Origin of the sequence: Streptomyces sp. NPDC019531, assembly GCF_044903305.1 — a bacterium.
GTDB lineage: Bacteria > Actinomycetota > Actinomycetes > Streptomycetales > Streptomycetaceae > Streptomyces.
In genome coordinates this window covers 196,193-219,918 of sequence record NZ_JBJDQL010000010.1, presented here as the reverse complement: position 1 = coordinate 219,918, position 23,726 = coordinate 196,193, and the positions used below count along the sequence as shown (strand labels likewise).

Here is a 23,726-nt window from a genome sequence, read left to right as displayed (position 1 = left end):
ACCAGAAAGAACAACCTCCACCGACTCATCAGCCCCAAACCGAGAGGCGCGACAATACGACTCAAAGTGCCATACCTCAGATGAAAACGACCTCTAAGAGCTCGTCCGAAACCAGCCCGCCCCGCATCCTCTCCCCTAAGGTCACTTCGTGCTCTTTGGAATGGTGTGTGCCCTCGGTGCCTCGGTCTGTTTCGGAACGGCCACCGTGCTGCAGGCGATGGCGGCGCGGGCGGCGGACACGGGTGGGGGCGACGGCGAGGGGTCGGCGTTCGCGGTGACGCTGTTCCTGCGGGCGGTGCGGCAATGGCGGTATCTGGCGGGGCTGGCGCTGGACGGGCTGGGGTTTCTGCTGCAGATCGCCGCGTTGCGGTCGGTCCCGATCTACGCGGTCGGCGCGGCGCTCGCGTCGAGTCTCGCGGTGACCGCGGTGGTCTCGGCGCGGCTGCTGCGGGTTCGGCTGAGCGGGAGCGAATGGGGGGCGGTCGGGGTGGTGTGTGCGGGCATGGCGCTGCTGGGGATCGCGTCCGGGACGGAGGGCGACCGCGACGGGCCGGCGGGCCTGGCGTACGCGATGCTCGGGACGGCGCTGGCCGTGCTGGCGCTGGCGCTGCTGGGCGGGCGACTGCCGGAGCGGGGGCGGGCGTTGGCGCTCGGGCTGGGGGCCGGGTTCGGGTTCGGGGTGGTCGAGGTGGCGGTGCGGCTGATCGACTCGTTGGCTCCGTCGGACCTGTTGGCCAATCCGGCGGCCTACGCGCTCGTGCTCGGCGGAGGCGCGGCCTTTCTGTCGCTGACGTCGGCACTGCAGCGGGGGTCGGTGACCACGGCGACCGCCGGGATGGTGATCGGGGAGACGATCGGGCCCGCGCTGGTGGGGGTGGTGTGGCTCGGGGACCGCACCCGGGAGGGGTTGGCGTGGGTGGCGGTGCTGGGTTTCGTCGTGGCCGTCGCGGGGGCGTTGGCGCTGGCCCGCTTCGGCGAGGCGCCGGCAAATACCGCTTCACGATCAGTTCACTGAATTTCGTAAAGTTACCGCCGGTGCAGCTCGACAGAATGAGTCATGCTCGCCGAAAGCCCGATAAAGAGTCACGATCCGGACAGTCCAAAAAACATCGTTGAATATTTGAACGTGATGTGAAGGCATTGCGTACTGGGTGGCGTGAGCAGCAATCCCGTCACCGTCACCGTGGCCTATCACGTGGTGCCGGGCCGTGAGGCCGACTTCCACTCGTGGGGGTGGGCCATGCTGGCCGCGAGTTCGCGGCAGCCGGGCTTTCTGGGGGGTGGCGTCCTTGCCGACCAAGAGGCGGAGTGGCATGTGGTCTATCGCTTCGCCAGCGAGGGAACGGCCCGGGCCTGGGAGGATTCGTCCGCCCGGACACAGTGGGACGTCCAGGCGGTGGGCTTCGCCCGGCAGACGGACCGCAGGAGCGTGCGGGGCTCCAAGGTGTGGTTCGACTCCCAGACCTCGACACCCAAGGCGCCCGCCCCACCGGCGAAATGGAAACTGTGGTTCGTGAACATGAGCGCGGTATTTCCGCCGGTGCTCCTGTTCAATCTGATCGTTCTTCCTTATCTCGGCGGACTCAATCCGCTCATCCGCACGCTGCTGTTGTGCCTGTGTGTGACGGCTCTCGTCACCTGGATTCTCATGCCCCGGCTTCAGCGTTTCTTCAAGAAATGGCTGTATCCGCCGCTCCAGGCCCTCCGCGGACGGCACAAAAGACGGACCGCATAGGTCCGGAACGAACCGAGGGAGGTGGGCGGGTGAAGACCCTGCTCATCGACAATTACGACTCGTACACGTACAACCTGTTCCAGTTGATCGCCGAGGTCAACGGCGAGGAACCGGTCGTGGTCCTCAATGACGCGGTCGACGCGATTCCCGATCTCGGGGAATACCTTGCGGAGTTCGACAATGTCGTGGTGTCGCCCGGGCCCGGGCACCCGGCCGAACAGCGCGACTTCGGACTGAGTGCCGCCGTGCTCACCGAGTCACCGGTCCCCGTGCTCGGTGTCTGCCTGGGGCACCAGGGCATGGCGCTCGGCGAGGGAGGCCTGGTGGGGCCCGCCCCGGAACCGCGGCACGGGCATCTGTCGACGGTCCGGCACGACGGACGGGACCTGTTCCGGGGTCTGCCGCAGGACTTCACCGCGGTCCGCTACCACTCGCTGGCCGTGTCCGAGCCGCTTCCGGAGACGCTGGAGGCGACGGCCTGGGCCGAGGACGGCGTGCTGATGGGGCTCAGACACCGCGGTCGGCCGCTGTGGGGCGTGCAGTTCCATCCGGAGTCCGTACTCACCGACTACGGCCACCGCATGCTCGTCAACTTCCGCAATCTCACGGCGGAACGGGCCCGCAAGCAGCGTACGAAGAACACCGCCGTGCCCCCGCACGAGGCGCCGGCCCCCCGGTCCGCACCGGTCGTTCCGCGTCCCCGGCGGGCCGGTCCCGCCTACCGTCTGCACACCCGGCGTATCGCCGGCGCGGTCGACACGGAGGCCGCGTTCACCCGGATGTACGCGGCGTCGCGGCGGGCCTTCTGGCTGGACAGCGCACTGGTCGAGGAGGGGCGGTCGCGGTTCTCGTTCTTCGGCGACGACAGTGGGCCGCTGGCGGAGTTCGTCCGGTACGACGTCAAGAGCGGCAGGTGCGAGATCGAGCGGGCCGGGCGGCCGCCGCGGAAGGTCGCGGCGAGCGTCTTCGACTACCTGGGAAGGCAGTTGACGAGCCGCCGGGTGGACGGCGGGGGGCTGCCCTTCGACTTCACCGGGGGCTATGTCGGCTACTTCGGCTACGAAGCGAAGGCCGACTGCGGCTCACCGAACCGGCACACCTCCGAAGTCCCGGACGCCTGCTGGCTGTTCGCCGACCGCCTGATCGCCGTGGACCACCTCAAGAGGTTCACCTACGCGGTCTGTCTGGCCGAGGACACCCCGCAGGCCGCGCGGGAGGCCGAGGACTGGCTGGAGGGCGCGATGGCCCAGCTGACCTTCGTCGCCACCGAGCCCGATCCGACAACGGCCCCTGAACCGGCGGCGCGGGCCGAGCCCGGCCTGGGCGCGGCCGAGCCGTGGCTGGTGCGGGACCGGGAGGCGTATCTCGCCGACATCGAGTCCTGCGCGCGGGAGCTGCGGGCGGGTACGAGCTACGAGGTCTGTCTGACGAACGCGGCCCGGTTACCCGCGCCGCCGGACGCCTACGAGTTCTACCGGGTGCTGCGGCGGGTCAACCCGGCGCCCTACGCGGCGTTTCTGAGGTTCGGGGACGTCGACGTGGCCGGGTCCTCGCCCGAGAGGTTCCTGCGGATCACCCGGGACGGGGTCGCCGAGGCCCGTCCCATCAAGGGCACGGCGCCGCGCGGAGCCGGTCCGGAGGAGGACGCCCGGCTGCGGGACGCACTGGCCGCGGACGCGAAGACGCGCGCTGAGAACCTGATGATCGTCGACCTGCTCCGCAACGACCTGGGGCGGGTGTGCCGGACCGGGTCGGTACGGGTGACCCAGCTGATGGCGACGGAGACGTACGCGACCGTGCACCAGCTCGTGTCCACCGTGGAGGGGCGGCTGCGGGAGGGCACCCGGGCTGTGGACTGTGTGCGGGCCTGCTTTCCCGGCGGCTCGATGACCGGGGCGCCGAAGCTGCGCACGATGGAGATCATCGACTCCCTGGAGACCGAGGCCCGCGGTGTGTACTCCGGCGCCCTCGGATATCTGGGGTGCAGTGGGGGCGCGGATCTCAACATCGTGATCCGGACCGCCGTGTTCGCCGACGGGCTGATTCATCTCGGCGCCGGGGGCGCGATCGTCCTCGACTCCGACCCGGTCGCCGAGTACGACGAGATGCTGCTGAAGACGGCGGCCCAGATGAAGGCCCTGCATCTGCACACCGCGGAGCGAATAGCGGAGCAGCGGCGGCACACGGCGGTACGCGCCGACGCCCGCGGGGGACACACGGCCACCGAGGAGCCGGTCCGATGACGACTGCGCAGAGCATGCGGGCCCCGGTCGACGTCGACACCCCCGGGAACCTCGCCGCCCAGCTCGCCGATCTCGCCGAGCGGCGCGGTTGGGCCGGTCGGCCCGCCTTCCATCAGGGACACCGGTCCTGGACTCACGGTGAGGTGCACGCGCTCGCCGCCCGGGCGGCCACCGTGCTCGCCGGGCACGGGACGAAGGCGGGGGACCGGGTGGTGCTGGCCTTGCCGGACGGGATCGCCTGGGTGACGGCGTTCCTCGCCGTCGCGCGGCTCGGGGCGGTCGCCGTCCTCGTCAACCCCGAACTCCCCGCGGCGGACCACGCGTTCATGGCTGCGGACACCCGGGCCGTGCTGTGTGTGACGGGGCCGGGTCTGGAGGACCGGTTCGCCGACCGGGCCCGGCTCGGTGCGGACCAACTGCTCGCGCTCACCGCCTCCGCCGGGCCGGCGCCCGCTCATCCGGTCGACGCGCATGCGCCGTTGTACATCCAGTACACGTCGGGCACCACGGGCCGCCCCAAGGGGGTCGTGCACACGCACGGCGATCCGAAGGCGTACCACGACCTGATCGGCCGGCGGCTGCTGCGGATCACCGGGGACGACGTGACCCTGTCGGTGTCGAAGCTGTACTTCGCCTACGGCTTCGGGAACGCGTTCGTCTTCCCGCTGTTCTCGGGCTCCTCCGCGGTCCTGGTGGACCGGCGTCCGACCCCGGCGGCCGTGGACGAGCTGGTGGTCCGGCACCGGGTGACGCTGCTCTACTCGGTGCCGTCGGCGTACGCGGCGTTGGTGGCCGACCGGGGCAGCGGGCACGAGGGGTGTTTCGCCTCGGTGCGGGCCGCGGTGTCGGCTGGTGAGGGGCTGCCGGAGGCGGTGGGGCGGCGGGTCACGGAGTTGCTCGGCGCGCCGGTGCTGGAGCAGATCGGCTCCACAGAGGCCGGTCACGCCTTCTGCGCCAACGGTTTCGACCACAACACCCCGGGCACCGTCGGCCGCCCCGTGCCCGGCTTCGAGGTGGAGCTGCGCGACCGTGCGGGCCGGCCGGTCCAGGACGGTGCGGAGGGTGAACTGTGGGTGCGTGGGCCGACGGTGACCCCCGGCTATCTGAACCGGCCCGAGGAGACCGAGCGCACCCTGGTCCGCGGCTGGCTGGCCACCCACGACCGGGCGGTCCGTGAACCCGACGGCTCCTACCGGCATCTGGGCCGCGCCGACGACATGGAAATGGTCGGCGGCATCACCGTCTCCCCGCTGGAGGTGGAGGCCGTACTGCGGACTCATCCGGCGGTGAGGGAGGTCGCAGTCGTCGCCGTCACCGACGGGACCGGCGTCGGCCGACTGCGCGCCTTCGTCGTACCCACCGCCCCGGAGGGCACCGGCAGCGCCGGTCGCCAGGGGCTCCAGGAAGACCTCCTCCGGCTGGCCCGCGAACATCTGGCCCCCTTCAAGGTGCCCAGAAGCGTGAGCCTCGTCCCGTCCCTCCCTCGCACCCCGACCGGCAAGCTCCGCCGCCACCTGGTCCGCCAGGGCGCCTGGTGACACCACCGAAGCACCACCGATGCAGCGCAGAAGAAGCGCCAGAACAAGCGCAGAAGCACCCCAGAGGCACCGCAGAGAGGAACGGCCACATGCGAGAGCAGCAACCCCCGTTCACCGACCGGGGGTTCTACCTGGGCCCGGTGTTCCGCCGGGCTGCCGAGCGGCACGGCGCCGTCTTCGTCACCCTGGACCGGCGCCTGGACACCCACCCCGCCCTGGGTGTCGACCTCACCTACGCGGTGCTGGCGGATGTCGTCGAGGAGTTGTCGGGGCGGCTGTGGGAGGCGGGGGTACGGCCCTCGGAGCAGGTGGTCGTGCACAAGACGGACAACGTCGACATCGTGCTGCTGACCTGCGCGGTCTCCCATATCGGCGCCGTGCCGGTGCTGCTCTCCCCCGGCCTGGCCGGTGAGGTGGTCGGGGAGCTGATCGAGCGGCTCAGGCAGCCGTGGCTGGTGACCGACCGGGCCAAGATGGAGGGGCCGCTCAAGGGGGTCGGGCTTCGGGTGCGGCAGGTCCTCTCCGTGGACGACGCTCCAGGGGCCGAGCCCCTGGGGAAGTACGCGGGCGCCGAGCCCCCGGCCGCCGTCCGCCTCCACCCTCGCGAACCGGCGCTGATCACTCACAGTTCGGGCACCACCGGCCTCCCCAAGCTGGCCGTGCACTGCGCGAACACCATGTGGAACCGGCTCGTCCCGCAGAAGGCGATGGGCTGGCCCACGCGTGGGGAGACGGCTGCGCTGCACATGTCGTTCGTGCACTCGCGCTTCTACCATCTGCTCGGTGTCCTGCTGCACTTCGGCAGCCCGCTGGTGCTGATCACCGACCCGGACCCGGCCGCCGTGGGACCGCTTCTCACCAGGCACCGGCCCGGCATCGTGGAGACGCACCCCAACACCTTCGTGCTGTGGGAGGAGTTGGCCGACGCGCCCGGTGCTCCGCTGTCGCGCGTGCGGTCGTACGGCTCGACGTTCGACGCGATCCATCCGCGCACGGTAAGGCGGCTGCTCGATGCCTCGAAGCGCCGTGCGCCCTGGCTGATCCAGCTGTACGGGCAGAGCGAGACGGGACCGGTCGCCTTCCAGTGGTTCACGCGGCGCAGCGCGGCCCGCGCGGACGGGCGGCGGGTCGGGATCGGGATACCGGGCTTCACACGGGTGCGGGTCACCGGTCCGGACGGGCGGCCCGTCGCGCCGGGGCGGTCCGGGCGGATAGAGGCCCGGACCCGGGGCCGCATCCTCACCTATCTCGGCATGCAGGACCGCTACGACCGTCAACTCAACGACGGCTGGTGGGAGATGGGCGACATGGGCTACCGCGGCCGACTGGGCGGCCTGCACCTGATCGACCGGGAGATCGACCAGATCGACTCCGTGCACAGCAATCTGGAGGTCGAGGACACCCTGATGGAGCGTCTGGAGGAGCTGCGTGAGGTGGTCATCGTGCCCGGGGCGGACCGGGAGCCGGTGCCGGTGGTGTGCGTGCGCGGGGAGCAGCCCCTGGATCCCGAGCGCTGGCGGGAGGCGACGGCCGATCTGCCGGCCATGGCCGAGCCGCGGCAGTGGCGGTTCGAGGAGCTGCCGATGACCGCGACCTGGAAGGTGAAGCGGGTCGAGATCACCCGGATGCTCGCGGCGGGTGCGCGCGCGTGACACCCGTCGTGGTGGTCGGTGCCGGGCCCGTGGGCCTGTCGGCGGCGCTCGCGCTGCGGGCGCGCGGACTGCCGGTCGTGCTCCTGGAGGCGGACCCGAAGGACCGTGAACACCCCGGCAGCCGGGCCCTGTTCGTGCATCGCGAGACCCTCGCGCTGCTCGACGGGATGCAACCGGGACTGGCCAGGGAGATCACCTCGTACGGGCGGACCTGGCATACCCGGCGGACCCTGTACCGGGGCCGCGAGGTCTACTCCCGCACCTATCCGCCGCGACCGGGCCCGCCGCCCTTCACCAGTCTGCGCCAGATGGACACCGAGGGTTTTCTGCGGGCCGCGTGCGAGCGGGCGGGCGTGGAGTTCGTGTGGGACGCGCGGGTGCTGGACGTCCGCACGACGGCGACCGGCGTCTGGCTGAGCTGCGGGGACGGCCGGGAGTGGAGCTGCGAGTACGCCGTGGCCGCCGACGGCGCCCGGTCCGCGGTCCGGGGCGCCCTGGGCATCGCGATGGACGGCGAGCGGGGCGAGGGCTTCCATGTGGTCGTCGACGTGGCCGACCTCCCCGGTGCCGAGCTGCCGCTGGAGCGGGTCTTCCACTACGAGCATCCGGGTGTCGACGGCCGCAGTGTGATGCGGGTGCCGTTCACCGGGGGCTTCCAGGTGGACCTGCAGTGCCGGGACGACGACCCGGAGGAGGAGTTCGGGACCGAGGAGGCGGTACGGCGATGGCTGCCGGCGGTCGTGGGCGAGGGGTACGGCGAGCGGGTCCTGTGGGTGTCGACGTACCGTTTCCTGCGCAAGGTGGCCGCCTCGTTCACCGACCCGCACGGGCGGGTGCTGCTCGTCGGGGAGGCGGCGCATCTCTTCCCGCCGTTCGGGGCGCGGGGCATGAACAGCGGGATCGCGGACGCGGCGGCCGCGGCGGAGGCGATCGCGGGCGGGACAGTCGAGGCGTTCGCAGCGGCACGACGGTCCGCGGGGCTGTTCAACAGTGCCGCCGCCGGTGCCGCGCTGGACCATCTGCGGCCCCGGCGCCTGATCGTGCGGGTCAGGCAGCGGGCTGCGGCAGCGCTGGCGCCGGTGCTGCCGTGGTGCGGGTCGTGGCTGGAGCACGCGCCGTACGGGCCGCGGCACGGAGCGCCGGTGAACGTCGGCGGCAAGTACTGAGGAAGGAGCGGCTGTGACGCAACCGGTCATCGCAGAGGGGCTGTTGGCCTGGTCACCGGCTCGTGGGCTGACCCCGGCGACGGAACCGACGGCGGCGCCCCTTCTCGTCGCGGACTCCTGGCTGGTGCGGGACGGCGGGGTGCGTGGGCTCGAACGGCACCGGGAGCGGTTCCTGCGGGCCTGCGGCGAGGTCGGCGGGCCGCCGCTGCGCAGGCTGCTGGAGTTCTGGCGGGACATGACCGACGTGCTGCCCCGCACGGGTGAGTGGTTCCCCCGGGTCGAACTGGCCCCCGGGTCCCTGGAGTTGCGGCTGTTGCTGCGGCACGCGCCCCCGCTCGGGACCGGCGTACGGGTGTGGGCGGCCGGTCAGTCCGATCCGCGGACCGTGCCCCGCCGCAAGGGTCCCGACCTGGACACTCTGGCCCGGCTCCGCGCGCGGGCGTCAGGTGAGGGCGCGCAGGAGGCGGTGCTGGTGGCTCCTTCCGGCAGTGTGCTGGAGGCGGCCACGGCCAGCGTGCTGTGGTGGGAGGGCGACACCCTGTGCCTGCCCCCGCCCCGGCTGCCGGTGCTGCCCGGGGTGACCGTGACGCTGCTTCAGGAGCGGGCCCGGCACGAGGGCATCCAAGTCGCCCACCGCGAGCGGACCGTGGCCGAACTGGACGGCCATGAGGTGTGGCTGGTGAACGCACTGCATGGAATCCGGCCGGTGACGCAGTGGACGGGCGGGTCGCTGAAAGCGGCGCCGGCGGACCGCGCACCGGAATGGCGGGCATGGCTGGACGGCATTATGGAGCCACTGCCGGAGAAATAGAACGAAGAAAGGTCGGGTATCGGCGCGGATTTCCGATACCCGTATTCGACGTTATTTCTTGGCCGGTTGATAGCCCCCCGGGACCATCCGCGTGGCGATGGCGATCCGGTTGTACGCGTTGATGACGGTGGCCGCCCAGATCAGCGCCGCGATCTGCTGCTCGTCGAAGACCTCCGCGGCCTCGGCGTAGACCGCGTCCGGCACATGTCCGTCGTGGACCAGGGTCACGGCCTCGGCCAACGCCAGTGCGGCGCGCTCGCGTCCGGTGAAGAAGGGGGTCTCCCGCCAGGCGTTCAGGGCGTAGACACGCTGCTCGGTCTCGCCGGTCGCGCGGGCGTCCTTGGTGTGCATGTCGATGCAGAACGCACAGCCGTTGATCTGCGAGGCGCGGATCCGGATCAGTTCCAAGAGTTCCGGTTCGACCTTGGCGTCCTGGGCCGCGGAAACGGCGGCGGCGTGCAGGGAGCCCATGGCCGCGGACACGTCGGGGGTGATTTTCTTCAGGGCCACACGGGATATGGATTCACTGTTGCTCATGGGGCGACTCTATCCGCGGGACCGTATTCGGGAATGGTGAACAGCCCAAACAGGCCGCGTTATTCGGGCAACACCGCGCAGAGCGCCTCCAGCGCTCCCGACCAGGCGTGGTCCGGCGGGGTCCCGTAGCCCACGACGAGCGCGTCGCGCCGTTCGACCGTCGCTTCCGGGTGCTGGTAGCGGTTCAGTGCGTGCACCGCGAGACTCTGCCAGGCCGCCGCCCGCAGTGCCGGCCGCTCGGTGCCGGGCGGGAGCCGCAGCACCACATGCAGGCCCGCCGCGATCCCGGTGGCGTGGACCTGCGGGGCCCGCCGGGCGAGTTCAACCATCAGGGCGTCGCGGCGGCGCCGGTAGCGCAGTCGGGCGGCGCGCACATGACGGTCGTAGGCGCCGGAGGTGAGGAACTCGGCGAGGGTCAGCTGGTCCAGGGCCCCGCAGCTGTCGATGCCGCCCTTGGCGCCGAGCACCTCCCGCATCAGGTCCGGTGGCAGCACCAGCCAGGCCAGCCGGAGGCCGGGGGCGAGGGACTTGCTGGCCGTGCCCGCGTAGACGACGTGGTCGGGGTCCAGTCCCTGGAGGGCGCCGACGGGCTGGCGGTCGTAGCGGAACTCGCCGTCGTAGTCGTCCTCGACGACCAGTCCGCCGGTGCGGCGGGCCCACTCGACTACGGCCGCGCGCCGGTCGCGGTGCAGGGTGCCGCCCATCGGGAACTGGTGGGCGGGGGTGAGCAGGACCGCGTCCTGGTCGGTCAACTCCCCCGGATCCGTGCCGCGTTCGTCGAACGGCAACGGCACGGTGCGCAGGCCGGCGTCCGCGAGCAGGTTCCAGTGCACGTCGAGGCCGTACGACTCCACGGCGACCGTGCGCGCACCGCGTGCCCGCAGCACCGCGCCGAGGATGCGCAGTCCCTGCGAGAACCCGGCGCAGACCAGGACGCGTTCGGGGTCGGCGCGCACGCCGCGGGCGCGGGAGAGATAGCCGGCGAGGGCGGTGCGCAGTTCGACGCGGCCGCGGGGGTCGCCGTAGTCGAAGGCCTGGTTGGGGGCGGTGGAGAGGGCTCGGCGGGCCGCCTTGAGCCACTGGGTGCGAGGGAAGGAGGCGAGGTCCGGGGTGCCGGGGATCAGGTTGTACGCGGGGCGGGGCGCGGGCGGGGGCGGAAGACCGAGGGCGCGGCGAGAGGCGGGGGTGGGGGCGGGTGGGAGACCGGACGTGTCGGGGCGGGCGGTGGAGCCCGGCGGTGATGTGACCGTCCGTTCGGCCACCCGTGTGCCCGAGCCCTGGCGGGCCATGAGCCAGCCCTCCGCGACCAGGTCGGCGTAGGCGTCGGCGACCGTGTTGCGGGCCACGCCCAGGTCGGCGGCGAGGGAGCGGGAGGAGGGCAGCCGGGTGCCGGGGGCCAGGCGGCCGGTGCGGGCGGCCTCGCGGAGGGCGTCGGTGAGGCCCCGGCGGATGCCGGGACCGGTGGGTTCCAGGTGCAGGTCGACGCCGAAAGTGGCCCAGGGTTTCGCCATGGAAGTGGACCATACTCTTGGGCTGCCTGGCTCCTAGGGTCGAGGCATGACCACGGAGGAGACCGTCCCGCACGCCCCTGAACACACGCCCCGCCTGGCCTGGGCCCAGCACGCCCCTGAGGTCTACAAGGCGATGCTCCGCCTCGACACGGCCGCCCGGCAGGGCCTCGACCCCCGGCTGCTGGAGCTCGTGAAGATCCGGGCTTCGCAGCTCAACCACTGCGCGTTCTGTCTGGACATGCACTCCAAGGACGCCCTCGCGGCCGGAGAGAGCGTCGAGCGGATCATCCAGCTCGGCGCGTGGGAGGAGTCGAGGCACTTCTACACGGAGCAGGAGATCGCGGCCCTCGAACTGACCGACGCGGTCACCGTCCTCACCGACGGCTTCGTGCCGGACGAGGTGTACGCGCACGCGGCCAAGCACTTCGAGGAGGCCGAGCTGGCCCGGCTGATCGCCGCGATCACGGTGATCAACGCCTGGAACCGGTTCGGTGTGACCTGCCGTATGGTCCCGGGTCACTACGAGGCGGGGAACCACCGGTGAGCCGTACGGACCAGCTCGACCGCGAGGTCGGCCAAGCCCTGTCCGCGCTCAGCGCCACCGCGAAACGGGGACTCGGCGACCCCGCTCTCGCCGAACTCGTCGTCATCCGGGCCTCGCAGCTCAACCACTGCGCGTTCTGCCTGGACATGCATCTCCGGATCGCCCGCGCGCACGGCGTGAGCGAGCGGCAACTGGATCTGCTCGCCGCCTGGGAGGAGGCCGAGGGCGTCTACGACGAGCGGGAGCGGGCCGCGCTCGCGCTGACGGAGGCGGTGACCGTCCTCACGGAGGGATTCGTGCCGGACGACGTGTACGCCACCGCCGCCAAGCACTTCGACGACAGTCGACTCGCCCATCTCATCGCCCTGATCGTCGCCATCAACAACTGGAACCGGGTGATGGTCAGCCGCCGGATCCCGCCGGGAGGTCACACGCCGTGAGAAAGGTGGACGTCTTCCGCGCCCTGCACCGCAACCGCCTCCCGGGCGACCCGCTCGTCCTGCCCGGTCCCTGGGACGCGATCAGTGCCCGGGTGTGCGAGGAGGCCGGCTTTCCCGCGCTCGCCACGCCGAGCGCGGGGATCGCCGCCTCGCTCGGCCACCGGGACGGAGCCACCCCGGCCGACGAGATGTTCGCCGCGGTGGCGCGCGTCTGCGGGGCCGTGGACGTGCCCGTGTCCGCCGACATCGAGGGCGGGTACGGGCTGACGCCGAAGGAGCTGGTGGAGCGGCTGCTGGCGGCGGGGGCCGTGGGCTGCAACCTGGAGGACTCCGAGGACGGGACCCTCAAGGACGCGCACCGGCACGCCGACTGGCTGGCCGAGGTGCGGTACGAGGCCGGTGACGAGCTCTTCGTCAACGCCCGGGTGGACACCTTCGCCTATGGCGACGGAGATCCCGAACGGGCCATCGAGCGGGCCGCGTTGTATGTCGCCGCGGGTGCCGAGTGCGTCTATCCGATCGGCGCCCCGGCGGACGTACTGCCCCTTCTGCGGTCCGGGATCCAGGGACCGATCAACCTGGGGGGCCGACTGGACGGCAAGGGCCCCTCGCCCACCACACTCGGTGAACTCGGGGCCACTCGCGTCACGTTCGGGCCGGGTCTGCAGCGCTGGGCGGCACTGGCGCTGCAGGGGATGGTCGGCGAACTGAAGCGCTGAACGTGATCAGGACAGCCACGCCTTCCAGGTGGACGCGTGGCTGCCGACCCACTTCTTCGCCGCCTCGTCCGGTGTCAGCTTCTGGTCGGCGATCATCAGGGAGACCTCGTTCTGGTCCTCGGTCGTCCACTTGAACTTCTTCAGGAAGGCCGCCGCCTTGCCGCCGGACTTGGCGAAGTCCGTGTTGAGGTACTTCTGGAGCGGGGTGTGCGGATAGGCGCAGGCGACCTTCGCCGGGTCCGCGTCACAGCCCTCCTTGTACGCGGGGAGCTTCACCTCGGTCATGGGGACCTTCTTGAAGAGCCACTGCGGGGCGTACCAGTACGTCAGGAAGGGCTTCTTCTCCTTGGCGAACTGCCTCAACTGGGTGATCTGGGCGGCCTCCGAACCGGCGAACACCACCTGGTAGTCCAGGCCGAGGTTCTGCACCAGCGCCTTGTCGTTGGTGACGTAGGACGGGGAGCCGTCCATCAGCTGGCCCTTGCCGCCGCTCTCCGCGGTGCGCAGCTGCGAGGCGTACTTGTTGAGGTTCTTCCAGTTGGTGACGTCCGGGTGCTGCTTGGCGAAGTACGTCGGGACGTACCAGCCGATGTGCCCGGTCACCCCGAGCCCGCCGCCCGGCGTGATCGTCTTCTTGTCCTTGACGTAGCGCTGTTCCTGATCGGGGTGGCCCCAGTCCTCCAGGATCGCGTCGACCCGGCCCTGGCTGAGCGCGTCCCAGGCGGGGACCTCGTCGACCTGCACGGTGTCGACGCGGTAGCCGAGCTTGTGCTCCAGGAGGTACTGGGCGACGGCCACGTTGGCCTGTGCGCCGACCCAGGACTGGACGGACAGGGTCACGCTCTTGGCACCCTGGGCGTTGGCGAAGGGCGAGGCCTGCTTGGTCATGTCGGCGGCACCGCAGCCGGTGAGCAGCAGCAGGGCGCCGACCCCGGCGATCATACGTACGCGCATGTCAGGCCCCCTTCCTCGTACGGCGTTCCGTGGGCTGGGTGACCCGGTCGAGCATCAGGCCGAGGCAGACGATGGCCGCGCCGGCGACCAGGCCGGTCGCCAGGTCGCCCTGGGCCAGGCCGAAGACGGTGTCGTAGCCGAGCGCGCCACCGCCGACCAGACCGCCGATGACGACGACGGCGAGGACGAGGACCACGCCCTGGTTGACGGCGAGCAGCAACGCGGGGCGGGCGAGCGGGAGTTGGACCTGCCGCAGCTGCTGCCAGCTGGTCGCGCCGAGCGACCTCGACGACTCCATGGCAGCCGGGTCGACCTGGCGCAGGCCCTGTGTGGTGATGCGGACGACCGCGGGCAGCGCGTAGACGACGGCCGCCGCTGCGGCGGGCGCGCGGCCCACGCCGAACAGCGCGACGACCGGGATCAGGTACACGAACTGCGGCATGGTCTGGAAGACGTCCAGGACGGGCCGGAGGAGCCGTTCCACGCGGTCGCTGCGGGCCGCCGCGACGGCGGTCGCAAAGCCCAGGACGAGCGTGACGGCGACGGCGGCGAGGACCTGCGACAGGGTGTCCAGCGCGGGTGTCCACACGCCGAGCACGCCGATCGCGGCCATGGCGAGGACCGCGGTGAGCGCGGTGCGCCAGGTGCCGATCAGCCAGGCCAGGGTGGCGACGACGAGCAGCACGGACCACCAGGGCAGCCCCTGGAGGCCGTCGCGGACCGGGTCGAGGACCCAGGTGGTGAAGTGGCCCGCCCAGTCGGCGGTGCCGCCGACGACGGGGACACCGGAGTAGAGGTGGTCCGTCATCCAGTCGACGGCCCGGTTGACGGGCTCGGCGATGTTCACGACCCAGGCGTCGGGCCAGTCGAGTCGGCCGACGAGGCGCCCGGCGACCGCCACGAGGACGGCCCCGGCAAGGGCGTACGCCCATCCCGCGCGCCCTTGTCCCTCGGTGCCGTCGCCCGCCGCACCCGTCACCCGGTCGAGGACCACGGCCAGCAGCACGATCGGGATGCCGGCCGCGAGGGCCGCGCCCACGTCGACCGAGGCCAGCGCCTGGTAGACGCGGTCACCGAGACCGGCGGCGCCGATCACGGACGCGATGACGGCCATCGACAGCGCCATCATGATCGTCTGGTTGAGACCGAGGAGGAGTTCCTTGCGGGCCAGCGGGATACGGGCGGTCAGCAGCCGTTGGCGGGCGGTGGTGCCGAGCGACTCGACCGCCTCCAGGACCTCCTTGTCCGCGCCCTGGAGACCGAGCGCGGTGAGGCGGGCCATGGGCGGTGCGGCGTAGACGACGGTCGCGAGGACCGCGGCGGGCACGCCCATGCCGAAGACCAGGACGACCGGCAGGAGGTAGGCGTAGGCGGGCATGACCTGCATGGTGTCCAGGACCGGGCGCAGGACCTTGTCCATACGGCGGGACAGCCCGGCGGCGAGACCCAGCAGGACACCGACGACGACCGAGGCGAGGACGGCGACGACCATCAGGGCGAGGGTCTGCATGGTGGGGACCCACATGCCGAGCAGTCCGCAGGCGAGGAACGCCACCGCCGTACCCACGGCGAGCCTGACGCCGGCGACCCGCCAGGCCACGAGGGCGCCGAGCGCGGTGACTCCGGCCCAGCCCGCGGCGAGCAGGACGAGGTACACGGCGCGTACGGAGATCACGACCGCGTTGCTGACGTAGCCGAAGCCGTAGAGGAACAGGGGGTGGCTGTCCCGGTTGTCGATGATCCAGTCGCTCGCGCTGGTGAGCGGGTTGGTGAGGTCGACGGTGAGGGCGTCAGGCCAACTGCCACTGGCCCAGCGGGCGTTGGCGAGCGGAACGAGGACCGCGGCGGCGAGGGCGATGAGCAGGAGTTTGTGGACCGCCCGGTGCCTGAGCAGTCCGGTGGGCAGTGTGCGTGGCGTGGACGCGGTGACGGTGGCCATCAGACGGTCTCCTCGCGGAGCTCCGTCCCGGCGGCTCCCTTGCCGAGCTCCGTCCCGGCGACGACGCCGAGCAGACGTTCGTGGTCGACGACGCCCAGGCACCGTCCGTTCTCCACGACGCAGGCCGGCCTGCCGCTGCCGGCGACGACCTTGATGGCCTCGGCGACCACGGCGTCGGGGGCCAGCGCGCCCGGGTGGCTCGAGCCCTCGCAGTCGCCCGGCTTCATGGCCCTGCGGACCGTCATGACCTGTTCGCGCGGCACGTCCCGGACGAACTCGCGGACGTAGCCGTCGGTCGGGGAGCCGACGATCTCCTCGGGGGTGCCCAGCTGGACCACCTTGCCGTCGCGCATCAGGGCGATGCGGTCGCCGAGCTTCAGCGCCTCGCTCAGGTCATGGGTGATGAAGACCATCGTGCGGCCCTCCTCGCGGTGCAGGCGGACGACCTCCTCCTGCATGTCCCGCCGGATCAGCGGGTCGAGGGCGCTGAACGGCTCGTCGAAGAGGAGGACCTGCGGGTCCACCGCCAACGCCCGTGCCAGGCCGACGCGTTGCTGCTGGCCGCCGGACAGCTGGGAGGGCTTGCGCTGTTCCATGCCCTCCAGGCCGACCTTGGCGACGACCTCGGCGGCCCGCGCCCGGCGCTCGGCCTTGCCGACGCCCTGGATCTCCAGGCCGTACGCCACGTTGTCGAGGACCGTGCGGTGCGGGAGCAGTCCGAAGTGCTGGAAGACCATCGCGGCGCGGTGGCGGCGCAGTTCGCGCAGCCGGGACTTGTCCATCGCGCGGACGTCCTCGCCGTCGATGCAGATCGTGCCCGCCGTCGGCTCGATGAGCCGGGTCAGACAGCGCACCAGCGTGGACTTTCCTGAGCCGGACAGGCCCATGACGACGAAGACCTCGCCCTTGCGGACGTCGAAGCCGACGTCCCGGACGGCCGCCGTGCAGCCCGTGCGGGCGCGCAGTTCGGCGGGGTCGAGGGCGGACAGTTCGGTGTCGGCGGGCACACGGTCCGCCTTGGGGCCGAAGACCTTCCACAGGCCGTCGACGGAGAAGACGGGGTTTTCCATGGTCGTACTCGTGACCGTACTCATCACGCACCACCTCCCAGCAGATCGACGGCTTTCTCACCGACCATGAGCACCCCGATCATGGGGTTCACGGCGGTCATGGTCGGGAACACGGAGGCGTCCGCGATGCGGATGCCGTCCAGGCCGCGGACCCGCAACTCGGGGTCGACGACGGCCAGTTCGTCCTCGGCGGCTCCCATACGGCAGGTGCCCGCCGGGTGGTACACGGTGTGCGCGACCTTACGGGCGTACTCACTGAGCTCCTCGTCGCCGATGACGTCGGGGCCCGGGCACACCTCCCGCTTCAGCCAGCCGGCGAGCGGTTCCGTCCGCGCGATCTCGCGGGCGATCCTGATCCCGTCGACGAGGGTGCGGCCGTCGTAGTCGTCCTCGTCGGTGAAGTACCGGAAGTCGAGGGCGGGCTTCACGGACGGGTCCGCGCTCGTGAGGTACAGGCGGCCGCGGCTCTTCGGCTTGGGGATGTTCGGGGTCATCGAGACGCCGTACGCCGGGCGTTCGTAACCGAGACGTTCCGGGTTGTCCGTGAAGGGCACCTGGTAGAAGTGGAACATCAGGTCCGGGCCCGCGTGTTCGGGGTCACGGCGCACGAACAGGCCCGCGTCGGAGTCCATCGCAGAGTTCTCGGGGATCGGCCCGTGCGTCTCCCAGACGATCACCGACTCGGGGTGGTCGAGGAGGTTCTCGCCGACGCCCGGGAGATCGTGCGCGACCGGGATGCCGAGCGCTTCGAGGTCCTCGCGGGGGCCGATGCCGGAGTGGAGCAGCAGGCGGGGCGAGTCGACGGCCCCGGCGCACAGGACGACCTCGCGGCGGGCCCTGATCAGGGTCTCCTCGCCGTCCTTCGACCGCACGTGCACGCCTTCCGCGCGCGTGCCGTTCAGCTCCAGTTTGTACGCCCACGTCTCCAGCAGGATGCGCAGGTTCGGCCGCTCGTCCATCACCGGGTGCAGATACGCCACCGACGCCGAGGAGCGCTTGTTGTTCTCCGGGTGGTAGGCCAGGTCGAAGAAGCCGACGCCGTCGTCGAACGGCTTCTCGTTGAAGCCCTCGACACGGGGGACCCGCAGCGCCTTCTGGGCGGCGTCGACGAAGTCGCGGGCGATCGCGTTCCGGTCCTTCTCGTCGACCGGGACGATGTTGTTCTTCAGCCGGGCGTAGTACGCCTCCATCGGCACCGCGCCCCAGCCCTTGGCGCCACCCCGCTCCCACTGGTCCCAGTCGGAGGGGAGCGGCTTGAAGGCGATCAGGGTGTTGTGGGAGGAGCAGCCGCCGAGGACGCGGGCGCGGCTGTGCCGGATGTGGGAGTTGCCGCGCGGCTGTTCGGTGGTGGGGTAGTCGTAGTCGAGCTCGCCGCCGAGCAGGCCCATCCAGCGGCGCAGGGTGAGGACGTCGTCTCTGCCGACGTCTGTGGGGCCGCCTTCGATGACGGCGACCGTGGTGTCGGGGTTCTCGGTGAGGCGGGAGGCTATGACGGAGCCGGCCGTTCCACCGCCGATGACGACGTAGTCGTATATGTGGGGGTTCTCGGACATGGGGGGACTCCAGGTGGTCTTTCGGGTGCGGGTCCGTGGGGCTGGTCGCGCCCGCGCGGCGGAGCCGCACATTGATGCAGTCCCGCGCCCCTGGGTGGGCTGCGGTCAGCCTTTGAACCAGCGGACCGGCGTCGGTGCCAGGTTCTGGTAGACGTGCTTCGTCTCTCGGTACTCGGCCAAGCCCGTCGGACCCAGCTCTCGGCCCACTCCGCTCTTTCCGAAGCCGCCCCACTCCGCCTGCGGGAGGTAGGGGTGGAAGTCGTTGATCCAGACGGTGCCGTGGCGCAGCCGTCCCGCGACTCGGCGGGCGCGGCCCGCGTCGGCGGTCCAGACGGCGCCGGCGAGGCCGTACTCGGTGTCGTTGGCGAGGGCGATCGCCTCGTCCTCGGTGCGGAAGGTCTCGACGGTGAGGACAGGGCCGAAGACCTCCTCCCGCACGACCCGCATCTCGCGGTGGCAGCGGTCGAGGACGGTCGGCTCGTAGAAGTAGCCCTCGGCGGGGCGCTCCGCCGACGGCTCCGGGCGCCGGCCGCCGGAGCGCAGCACCGCGCCCTCCGCGAGCGCGGAGGCGACGTACGACTCGACCTTGGTGCGCTGCTGCTCGGAGACCAGCGGCCCGCACTCGACGCCGTCCTCGGTGCCGCGGCCGAGGCGGATCTTGCCGGCCCGGCGAGCGAGTTCGGCGACGAAGCGGTCCCTGACGGACTCCTCGACGATGAGGCGGCCGCCCGCGGAGCAGACCTGGCCGCTGTGGATGAAGGCTGCGTTGAGGGCCTGGTCGACGGCGGTGTCGAAGCCCTCGGGGGTCGTGCAGGCGTCGGCGAAGACGACGTTGGGGTTCTTGCCGCCGAGTTCGAGGGCGACCTTCTTGACGGAGGGGGCGGCGGCCTGGGCCACCTTGGTGCCGCTGACCAGACCGCCGGTGAAGGAGACGAGGTCGACGTCGGGGTGCTCGGCGAGCCGGGCACCGACGGTGTGGCCGGGTCCGGTGACGATGTTGGCGACACCCTCGGGCAGACCGGCCTCGGCGAGCAGGTCGATGAGCGCGATCGTCGTCATCGGGGTGATCTCGCTCGGCTTGACCACGAAGGTGTTGCCCGCGGCGAGCGCCGGGGCGATCTTCCAACTGGCCTGCAGGAGCGGGTAGTTCCAGGGCGTGATCAGCGCGCAGACCCCGACGGGCTCGTGCACGACCACGCTGTGGATGTCGGGCGAGCCCGCGTCCACGACCCGGCCCGGGGCCTCGGCGGCGACCAGGTCGGCGAAGTAGCGGAAGGCGTCGGCGACACAGTCGATGTCGACCCGGCCCTCCTCGACGGTCTTGCCCGCGTCCCGGCTCTCCAGCAGACCGAGCTCCTCGCGGTCACGTACGAGGAGATCGGCCACGCGGCGCAGCAGTGCGGCACGTTCGGCGACGGGAGTGCGCGGCCAGACGCCCTGACCGCCGTCGAAGGCCTGGCGGGCGGCGGCGACCGCCAGGTCGGTGTCCTTCTCGTCGCCCTCCGCGACCGCGGTGAACGGCTTCCCGTCCGCGGGGTCGAGGATCTCTCGGGTGGCCCCGGAGACGGCTGCGCGCCATTCGCCGCCCGCGTGGATGGTCTGCGGCGCCTGCCGCGCCTGCTGTCCGGCCATGATCGGTGTTGCCTTCCGTTCCTGTTCAGTGCCCCTGCGTCACACGTGTGTCACTCACGGGGACCGGGACCGCCTGCCCCCGGGTCTCGATTGCATGCGCAATCGGTGGCCGAAAGTGGGCTGGGTCACTGAAGATGCGGGCAAACCGCGCAAAACGCACGCTGGATGTGCCCGCCATCACGGATGGCCATGGCCGACCACGGCTGGTTCAGTCGATCGACGCCGCGTCGCAGGCGTAGGGGGCGCAGAAGCCGGAGAGCGCGGTGGTCAGGAGTTCGAGTTCGTCCTCGCCGCCGCCCTTCTCCAGGCCGTACGCGGCTATCGCGTAGATGAAGCCGTCCTGGGCGACGAAACGCTCGTCGTAGACGTGCCAGGGACCGACGTCCGGCTCGCCGCTGAGGGTGTCGGCCACGTACTCCAGGCGTTCGCCGGTGAACCCGCCCTCCTCGACGGGCCGCAGGTCCAGCTTCTGGAAACCGTCCGGCTTGGCGGTGTCGTCGGACAGGTACAGCTCGAAGGACGCCTCCGGGGACTCCTCCGCGACCTGGTACACCTGGAGCCTGCGTTCGCCGTCCGCGCTGCGGTAGTTGACCACGTCGATGCCGTACTGCGAGCCCACGGTGCTGCGGGACCACCCCGCGGGGCGTGCGATACGGAAGCCCTCCTCGTCCTCGTACAGCTCGTACCCGGCGGGGAGTTCGGGCTCCGAGGCGAGCGGTGACGCGGTCTCCTCGGTTGGCGAAGGGGTCGTTGACGGGTACGGGTCGCTCTGCTGCGAGACGGTCCCCGTGGGCGTCGGGCTCGTGTCGACCGCCTTGTCGTCCTCGTCCCCGCCGCCGACGACCAGCGTCAGCACCAGAGTCGTGGCGACACCGACGGCGGCGGCACCGATGAGCACGGACCAGACGAGTCGGCGGTTCCTCCCCGCGGGAGGCGCGGGAACGGCGGTCTGCCCGGCGGACGACCAGGAGGTCCCCGACCACTCGGCCGACGGCACGGCAGCGCCACCGACCTGCTCGACCGAGGACCAGCCGTCACCGGGAGCATCGGCAGCGCCGGGCCCGTGCCAGGTACTGCCGGTACCGGCGCCGGGCCAGCCAGGGGGCGGAGGCGGCGAGGAGGTCGGTGCGTCCGGCCCCGGCCCGGACGGCGGCGCGCTCGGGCCCCGGTCAGCCGTGGACCAGGCCGACGTCGCACCGGCGTCCGCGGGGGCCGTGACAGAGCCGGGGTCCGCCCCGCCCGATCCGGCCGCCGGCGGCCACACCGGCGCGGGCGGATCCGCGGCAGGAGTCTTGCCCTCGGCCGTCGGCGCCTCGGTGTCCCCCACGCCCGACGACACACCGGCGGCCCCTGCGCCCGACACCCCCGGCGGCCATGTCGGTACGGCCCCCGGGCGGGCCGGCGGCGGCGGGGTGACCGGACCGGTGGCCGTCCGGCCCCCGTCCCCGTCCTCCCAGCGCTGGGTCTCCTCGTTCCAGTACCGCGCTCCCCCACTCATGCCGTCCCCCTCACAACCCCAGCAACCCGGCCACGGCCCCGGCCGAGGCGATCAGACCGACCAGTGCCTGCGAGTCGTCCAGCAACCCCCGCAGACGTTCCCGACGCGTCGGCCCCGCCTGACCGGTCGTGACGATCTCCTCCTCCGTCTCGGCCAACGCCGTGTCCAGCGCGGCCGTTTCGTCGGTGGCCCGGACTCGCGTGAGGTCGGCACGGAGTTCCCGTACCGCGGTCAGGAGCGCCTCCGCGGCCTCGTCGCGCCCCGGCGCCGTACCGTGGTGGCTCTCGGCGTGCGCGTGGCTGCCGATGGCGAAGGTGCTGCCGTGGACACCGCCGCTGATGTTGACGCCCGGCTCATCCGTTGCCATTGCTGCCGCTTCCCTTCTGCGACGCGGAACCCGCGCCCGCCGTACCCGTGGTGGAGGTGGCCGTGGCCTGCGAGCCCACGGCGAACGTGCTGCCGTGGATGCCGCCCTCGACGTTCACTCCGCCGCTGCTGATGTTGACGATCTTCTGGACGAACTCCCCGGTCTGGTAACCGGATTCGGCCAGCGCGGTCAGCACGCCGTGTGCGACCCGGTCCTGCACGCTCCTGAGATAGCGGTAGGCGTCCATCTCCTGGAAGAGGGACCCGTAGTCCATCGAGCCCAACTCCCGCACCGACAGCGCCGGACCGTCCGGCAGCGCGCCCGCGTAGCCGCCGGTGAGCAGCTTCCACGCGTACGCCACGCCCTTGCCGAGGGTGACGAGGGAGCGAGCCGCGGAGCCCGGCACCCTGGCCACCGCCCAGGCGGCCTTCCCGAGCACGTTGTTGTGCCGGTAGGTGTGCGCCGCGCGATCGGCGTCCTTGAAGTCCTCGCGCACCGGCATCAGCGCATGCGGGGCGATCTCCAGCATGAGCATGCGGCCCTGGGTGTGGACGCGCACGAAGACCGTGACGACCAGCTCCTCCTCCCAGCCGCCGACCCGGACGCGCAGGAAGTGCCGCCGCTTCTCGGCGCCCTCCTCCACGGCACGCGCCCGGTGGTCCTCGAAGGCCTGCGGGTGGTACGGCGCCTCCTCGCGCCGGCGCAGCCCCTCCGCGGGCAGGAACACGCACTCGTCGATCTCCAGCCACCGCAGCCGGTCGCGGACCGTGTGCCCGGCGAACTCGGAGGGCAGCCGCAGCTGTTCGAGCAGCGGGCGGATCTTCTCCAGGACCGCGCGGTTGTTCAGCGGCAGCTGTTCCTTCTTCGTCTCGTCGGGCCGCAGCTCGACGGCAAGCACCCAGGTCTCGTACGCGGCGCCGGCCCCGCAGAAGGGACGCTTCTCGTGGTACATGACCAGCGGCGCGTGCTGCTCGATCCGGATGCGTTCCTTCAGCCGCTGGAACCGCTGGCCCTCGGCCCGCTCGGCGGGGTCGCCGGCCGCGTCCGGGAAGCGCTCGGGGGACAGTTCGGCGCCCACCGCCCTGGCGAACTGTCCGCGCTGCGCCGCCACGCACCCCGCGATCAGCGCGAAGACGACGACCACCAGCCAGGCCTGCGCGGGCCCGACGAGCGCACCGACCCCGTCGAAGTCGGGGAAGAGCAGGTCGGACAGGTCGGTGGAGTCGCCGTAGGAGCCGTACGAATCGCCGTAGCCGTACGAGTCGCCGAAGGAGGACGAGCCACCGTAGGACGACGAGGAATCGTCGCCTCCGCCGAACGCGACGACGAGGGCGACGATCAGCAAGGTCGCGAAGGTGAGCCGTCCCCACCAGCGCAGGAGGAAGGCGGGCACCCGCCGGTACAGCGGCGGGTTCGGGCCCTTGCCGCGGATCCAGGAGGCGACCGCGAGCATCAGGCTGGGGCCGAGGAAGACGAACAGCAGCCCGCCGGTCAGCGGCACCCCGATCACCCACAGGCCCAGGATCAGCCCGGCCCACATCAGCTCCTGGCGGCGGGCCCGCAACGCGTGCGCGAGTACCCGGGCCGCGTCGAGGCCGAGTGAGGGCGCCACGATCCGCTGTTCGTTCAGGTGGAGCTGCTCGATGACCCGGTCACGGTATCCGGAATCCAGGTAGGTGCCCGCGCACAGCAGCCGGGTCGCCTCGCTGGCGTGCGGTGGTGTGATGGGCCCCGGTGGCGCGGACTGCGGTTGCCGAGGCACAGATGTAGTAGTCACGCGACTCCCCCGATGCGTGCAAAATCCTTGCTCAAGTCAG

The 23,726-nt window shown here is 71.5% G+C and carries 20 protein-coding genes; 10 read left to right on the top strand and 10 right to left on the bottom strand.

The annotated features are described in order from the left end of the window. The first annotated feature begins 160 nt into the window (after nucleotides 1-160). From ACI2L1_RS15660 to ACI2L1_RS15630, 7 genes are all read left to right on the top strand, one after another. Nucleotides 161-1,015, top strand: coding sequence for a hypothetical protein (locus ACI2L1_RS15660; protein ID WP_404739870.1), 855 nt, complete (start codon nucleotides 161-163; stop codon nucleotides 1,013-1,015). A gap of 141 nt (nucleotides 1,016-1,156) precedes the next feature. Continuing rightward, nucleotides 1,157-1,735 (top strand): hypothetical protein, encoded by a 579-nt coding sequence (locus ACI2L1_RS15655; RefSeq protein ID WP_404739864.1) that lies wholly within the window; start codon nucleotides 1,157-1,159, stop codon nucleotides 1,733-1,735. Nucleotides 1,736-1,764: 29 nt separating this feature from the next. Continuing rightward, nucleotides 1,765-3,978, top strand: a complete 2,214-nt coding sequence (gene pabB / locus ACI2L1_RS15650; protein ID WP_404739863.1) for an aminodeoxychorismate synthase component I — start codon at nucleotides 1,765-1,767, stop codon at nucleotides 3,976-3,978. Beyond that, nucleotides 3,975-5,516, top strand: a complete 1,542-nt coding sequence (locus tag ACI2L1_RS15645) for a benzoate-CoA ligase family protein (protein WP_404739862.1) — start codon at nucleotides 3,975-3,977, stop codon at nucleotides 5,514-5,516. The genes pabB and ACI2L1_RS15645 overlap by 4 nt, the downstream gene beginning before the upstream one ends. Nucleotides 5,517-5,605: 89 nt before the next feature. Further along, nucleotides 5,606-7,168: a class I adenylate-forming enzyme family protein gene (locus ACI2L1_RS15640; protein ID WP_404739861.1), complete on the top strand. Its 1,563-nt coding sequence runs from the start codon at nucleotides 5,606-5,608 to the stop codon at nucleotides 7,166-7,168. After that, nucleotides 7,165-8,334, top strand: a complete 1,170-nt coding sequence (locus ACI2L1_RS15635; protein WP_404739860.1) for an FAD-dependent oxidoreductase — start codon at nucleotides 7,165-7,167, stop codon at nucleotides 8,332-8,334. Before ACI2L1_RS15640 ends, ACI2L1_RS15635 begins: the two co-directional genes overlap by 4 nt. A 13-nt stretch (nucleotides 8,335-8,347) precedes the next feature. Further along, nucleotides 8,348-9,145 carry an aminotransferase class IV gene (locus ACI2L1_RS15630; protein WP_404739859.1) on the top strand — a complete coding sequence of 266 codons (798 nt, stop codon included), beginning with the start codon at nucleotides 8,348-8,350 and terminating at the stop codon, nucleotides 9,143-9,145. 51 nt (nucleotides 9,146-9,196) lie between these two features. Here ACI2L1_RS15630 and ACI2L1_RS15625 read toward each other — a convergent pair whose 3' ends face one another. Both ACI2L1_RS15625 and ACI2L1_RS15620 read right to left on the bottom strand, forming a co-directional pair. Further along, entirely contained in the window at nucleotides 9,197-9,682 is a 486-nt protein-coding gene (locus tag ACI2L1_RS15625) for a carboxymuconolactone decarboxylase family protein (RefSeq protein WP_404739858.1), read from the bottom strand. Nucleotides 9,683-9,741: 59 nt separating this feature from the next. Further along, a complete protein-coding gene (locus ACI2L1_RS15620) occupies nucleotides 9,742-11,193 on the bottom strand; it encodes a PLP-dependent aminotransferase family protein (protein WP_404739857.1) in 1,452 nt (483 codons plus the stop codon). Nucleotides 11,194-11,239: 46 nt separating this feature from the next. On the opposite strand from ACI2L1_RS15620, the gene ACI2L1_RS15615 reads away from it, so the two are divergent. The 3 genes from ACI2L1_RS15615 to ACI2L1_RS15605 are packed head-to-tail and all read left to right on the top strand — an operon-like array spanning nucleotide 11,240 to nucleotide 12,896. After that, nucleotides 11,240-11,737 carry a carboxymuconolactone decarboxylase family protein gene (locus tag ACI2L1_RS15615; protein ID WP_404739856.1) on the top strand — a complete coding sequence of 166 codons (498 nt, stop codon included), beginning with the start codon at nucleotides 11,240-11,242 and terminating at the stop codon, nucleotides 11,735-11,737. Then, nucleotides 11,734-12,177: a carboxymuconolactone decarboxylase family protein gene (locus ACI2L1_RS15610; RefSeq protein ID WP_404739855.1), complete on the top strand. Its 444-nt coding sequence runs from the start codon at nucleotides 11,734-11,736 to the stop codon at nucleotides 12,175-12,177. The genes ACI2L1_RS15615 and ACI2L1_RS15610 overlap by 4 nt, the downstream gene beginning before the upstream one ends. Further along, the gene (locus ACI2L1_RS15605; RefSeq protein WP_404739854.1) at nucleotides 12,174-12,896 is read left to right on the top strand and encodes an isocitrate lyase/phosphoenolpyruvate mutase family protein; all 723 of its coding nucleotides are present in this window, start codon (nucleotides 12,174-12,176) and stop codon (nucleotides 12,894-12,896) included. Before ACI2L1_RS15610 ends, ACI2L1_RS15605 begins: the two co-directional genes overlap by 4 nt. Before the next feature lie 6 nt (nucleotides 12,897-12,902). Here the strand turns inward: ACI2L1_RS15605 and ACI2L1_RS15600 are convergent, their stop codons facing one another. From ACI2L1_RS15600 to ACI2L1_RS15565, 8 genes are all read right to left on the bottom strand, one after another. Then, the gene (locus ACI2L1_RS15600; RefSeq protein ID WP_404739853.1) at nucleotides 12,903-13,850 is read right to left on the bottom strand and encodes an ABC transporter substrate-binding protein; all 948 of its coding nucleotides are present in this window, start codon (nucleotides 13,848-13,850) and stop codon (nucleotides 12,903-12,905) included. Between the two features lies 1 nt (nucleotide 13,851). Then, nucleotides 13,852-15,789, bottom strand: coding sequence for an ABC transporter permease (locus tag ACI2L1_RS15595; RefSeq protein ID WP_404739852.1), 1,938 nt, complete (start codon nucleotides 15,787-15,789; stop codon nucleotides 13,852-13,854). Further along, nucleotides 15,789-16,883 carry a glycine betaine/L-proline ABC transporter ATP-binding protein gene (locus tag ACI2L1_RS15590; protein ID WP_404739851.1) on the bottom strand — a complete coding sequence of 365 codons (1,095 nt, stop codon included), beginning with the start codon at nucleotides 16,881-16,883 and terminating at the stop codon, nucleotides 15,789-15,791. Before ACI2L1_RS15590 ends, ACI2L1_RS15595 begins: the two co-directional genes overlap by 1 nt. Next, nucleotides 16,883-18,412, bottom strand: a complete 1,530-nt coding sequence (locus tag ACI2L1_RS15585) for a GMC family oxidoreductase (RefSeq protein WP_404739850.1) — start codon at nucleotides 18,410-18,412, stop codon at nucleotides 16,883-16,885. The genes ACI2L1_RS15590 and ACI2L1_RS15585 overlap by 1 nt, the downstream gene beginning before the upstream one ends. 105 nt (nucleotides 18,413-18,517) lie before the next feature. Then, complete coding sequence (locus ACI2L1_RS15580; protein ID WP_404739849.1) at nucleotides 18,518-20,044, bottom strand: aldehyde dehydrogenase family protein; 1,527 nt, start codon at nucleotides 20,042-20,044, stop codon at nucleotides 18,518-18,520. A gap of 208 nt (nucleotides 20,045-20,252) precedes the next feature. Next, nucleotides 20,253-21,542, bottom strand: a complete 1,290-nt coding sequence (locus ACI2L1_RS15575) for a hypothetical protein (RefSeq protein WP_404739848.1) — start codon at nucleotides 21,540-21,542, stop codon at nucleotides 20,253-20,255. Between the two features lie 10 nt (nucleotides 21,543-21,552). Continuing rightward, the gene (locus ACI2L1_RS15570; protein ID WP_404739847.1) at nucleotides 21,553-21,909 is read right to left on the bottom strand and encodes a hypothetical protein; all 357 of its coding nucleotides are present in this window, start codon (nucleotides 21,907-21,909) and stop codon (nucleotides 21,553-21,555) included. Continuing rightward, nucleotides 21,896-23,686 (bottom strand): hypothetical protein, encoded by a 1,791-nt coding sequence (locus tag ACI2L1_RS15565; protein ID WP_404739846.1) that lies wholly within the window; start codon nucleotides 23,684-23,686, stop codon nucleotides 21,896-21,898. The genes ACI2L1_RS15570 and ACI2L1_RS15565 overlap by 14 nt, the downstream gene beginning before the upstream one ends. Nucleotides 23,687-23,726: the final 40 nt, after the last annotated feature.

Excerpts from the sequence above, each read along its gene's own strand:
- ACI2L1_RS15645 (WP_404739862.1), top strand. The coding sequence starts at position 3,975 with ATGACGACTGCGCAGAGCATGCGGGCCCCGGTCGACGTCGACACCCCC.
- ACI2L1_RS15570 (WP_404739847.1), bottom strand. The coding sequence starts at position 21,909 with ATGGCAACGGATGAGCCGGGCGTCAACATCAGCGGCGGTGTCCACGGC.
- ACI2L1_RS15595 (WP_404739852.1), bottom strand. The coding sequence starts at position 15,789 with ATGGCCACCGTCACCGCGTCCACGCCACGCACACTGCCCACCGGACTG.
- ACI2L1_RS15585 (WP_404739850.1), bottom strand. The coding sequence starts at position 18,412 with ATGTCCGAGAACCCCCACATATACGACTACGTCGTCATCGGCGGTGGA.
- ACI2L1_RS15580 (WP_404739849.1), bottom strand. The coding sequence starts at position 20,044 with ATGGCCGGACAGCAGGCGCGGCAGGCGCCGCAGACCATCCACGCGGGC.
- ACI2L1_RS15620 (WP_404739857.1), bottom strand. The coding sequence starts at position 11,193 with ATGGCGAAACCCTGGGCCACTTTCGGCGTCGACCTGCACCTGGAACCC.
- ACI2L1_RS15600 (WP_404739853.1), bottom strand. The coding sequence starts at position 13,850 with ATGCGCGTACGTATGATCGCCGGGGTCGGCGCCCTGCTGCTGCTCACC.
- ACI2L1_RS15660 (WP_404739870.1), top strand. The coding sequence starts at position 161 with ATGGTGTGTGCCCTCGGTGCCTCGGTCTGTTTCGGAACGGCCACCGTG.
- ACI2L1_RS15575 (WP_404739848.1), bottom strand. The coding sequence starts at position 21,542 with ATGAGTGGGGGAGCGCGGTACTGGAACGAGGAGACCCAGCGCTGGGAG.
- ACI2L1_RS15615 (WP_404739856.1), top strand. The coding sequence starts at position 11,240 with ATGACCACGGAGGAGACCGTCCCGCACGCCCCTGAACACACGCCCCGC.
- ACI2L1_RS15640 (WP_404739861.1), top strand. The coding sequence starts at position 5,606 with ATGCGAGAGCAGCAACCCCCGTTCACCGACCGGGGGTTCTACCTGGGC.
- ACI2L1_RS15590 (WP_404739851.1), bottom strand. The coding sequence starts at position 16,883 with ATGAGTACGGTCACGAGTACGACCATGGAAAACCCCGTCTTCTCCGTC.
- ACI2L1_RS15625 (WP_404739858.1), bottom strand. The coding sequence starts at position 9,682 with ATGAGCAACAGTGAATCCATATCCCGTGTGGCCCTGAAGAAAATCACC.